Consider the following 2,098-nt stretch of genomic DNA (forward strand, 5'->3'; position numbering starts at 1 on the left):
TTCCTTGGCAAGCCGCCAGTCGTGAGACGAGAAGAGAATTAGTTTATTGTGCTCCTTGGCTAATTTCCGAAGGGTTTTGAGAATGATAATTTTGTTTTTTTCATCCAGATGTGTAGTCGGTTCATCCAGTATAATGATGGGAGCGTTTTGTGTGATGGCTCTTCCGATAAATGCTTTCTGAAGATTTCCGTCTGACAGATTTTTAAGCAAAGTATTTTTGTACTGTACAAGATCGAGTTCCTCAATAATATACGAAACTTCTTCTCTGTCTTCTTTTTTCAGTTCAAAATAAAAAGGATAGTAAATGTATTTTCCGAGAGAAATTAGATCTTCCACTGTATAATTCGGCGGAATAACCGAACTTGAAAAGACAACCGCAATCTGTTCTGCAATCTCTTTAACAGAAAGATTTTTTACATTTTTATTATGGATTGATATTTCTCCGCTTAAAAGAGGAATCTGATGTAAAATAGATTTGATTAATGTTGTCTTTCCTACACCGTTGTTACCAATCAAAAGGCATACTTCTCCTAATTTCAGATGAGCTGTTGCATTTGAAATTAAGGTTTTATGATAGCCAATGTCTGCTTGTTTGATTTGTAGGTGCATTATGGTTGGATTTTCGCTAAGGCGCAAAAATTTTTTGCAAAAATACTGTTTTAAGACGCAGGGAATTTGACTTTGTCAAATTTTTATTGCGTTCAATTATAAAAAATTTACAATTCTTGTCACCCCGTTTTTAAAAATATCAGATTGAAAGTTTAAAAGGAGTCCTAATTTACAATTTGTCATTTTGAGATAAGTTAGAAGTTGTGCTTTATGCGTTGAGTTAATATAATCAACAGTTTTTATCTCTAAAATTAATTTGTTTTCGACAATCATATCTAATCTGAACGCATTTTCAATTTTTAATTCTTCATATATAATTGGAAGTAATTTTTGTTTTTCTACGAAAAGTCCTGCTCTTGTCAGTTCATAAAACAGGCACTCTTCATAAACGTGTTCAAATAATCCGGCTCCTAGTTTTTTATGAATTTTTAATCCCGTCTCAAAGACAATTTTTGATAATTCGTTTTCTGTCATTTGTGTTATGTTTTTTATTTTATCCTGTGTTGGTTTTTCGCAAAGGCGCAAAGATTTCAATTTTATGCTGTTTTTAAGGCGCAAGAAAATCAAAGATTTTCAGCAAGTGTACTGCGTTAATTTTGTATAATTTTGCGATCCTAAATTTTATCAAAGATAAAATCCTTGCGCCTTTGCAAAAAACCAACAATATTAAATTTTATTCTGTTTCAAAAGCATCATCAAAATTACAGGAATTCCGAAAATGGAGCTTATGACATTTAAAGGAATCTGAGTTTTTTCTGCGATGATGGAGAAAAAAAGCATCATCAGCATTCCCAGCATCATATTTAAAATCCACTGCTGCCAAAGTTTTGCCGGATTATAGATCAGTCTGCTGAAATGCGGGACAATAATTCCGATAAATAAAATGGGACCTAAAAAAGCGGTTACTGAAGCCGAAAGCAGGGAAGAAGCAGCGATAATAAACAGTTTAAGCTGATTCAGATTAACGCCCAGACTTTGTGCGTATGAAGTTCCCAACGAATTTCCTATCAATGGTTTTATGGTTTTAAAACAGATAAACAAACCGATTATTACTAAAACCGATAAAACATAAATCTGATTTCTTGAAACCATATTATTGGCTCCGAAAGACCATAAAATATAGTTTTTCAGACTCTGATCTTCTCCATAGAACTGCAAAAGAGAAACAATGGCTCCTGCAAAAGCCGAAACCAGAAATCCAAAGATAATAAGATAAGATTTATCCTGAAATCTTTTGGAAATGGAAAGAAGAATCAGCATCAGTAAAAGACTTCCGCCGATGGCCGAAAAGCTTAAAAAACTGTTCTGAAGAAATTCAGGGATAATTAAATCGTGAGAAAAAAAAATGTAAAATGCCACCGACAAACTTGCAATGGAAGTAATACCTAAAATATCGGGTCCCGCAAGAGGATTCTGAAAATATTCCTGCATCAGAAAACCTGAAGTCGGGACAGAAATTCCTGCCAAAAGCATTACCAAAATCCGATTG

At 33.6% G+C, this 2,098-nt stretch carries 3 protein-coding genes; all 3 read right to left on the bottom strand.

From position 1 onward, the window contains the following. Window positions 1-609, bottom strand: a 609-nt coding sequence (locus tag WFK35_RS22425; protein WP_336734827.1) for an ABC transporter ATP-binding protein, incomplete at its 3' end; no start/stop codon positions are given. Between the two features lie 96 nt (window positions 610-705). After that, a complete protein-coding gene (locus tag WFK35_RS22430; RefSeq protein ID WP_336734829.1) occupies window positions 706-1,083 on the bottom strand; it encodes a GxxExxY protein in 378 nt (125 codons plus the stop codon). Between the two features lie 192 nt (window positions 1,084-1,275). Continuing rightward, on the bottom strand, window positions 1,276-2,098 hold an 823-nt coding region (locus WFK35_RS22435; protein ID WP_336734831.1), incomplete at its 5' end, for a FecCD family ABC transporter permease.

Origin of the sequence: Chryseobacterium sp. VD8 (genome assembly GCF_037149975.1) — a bacterium.
Lineage (GTDB): Bacteria > Bacteroidota > Bacteroidia > Flavobacteriales > Weeksellaceae > Chryseobacterium > Chryseobacterium indicum.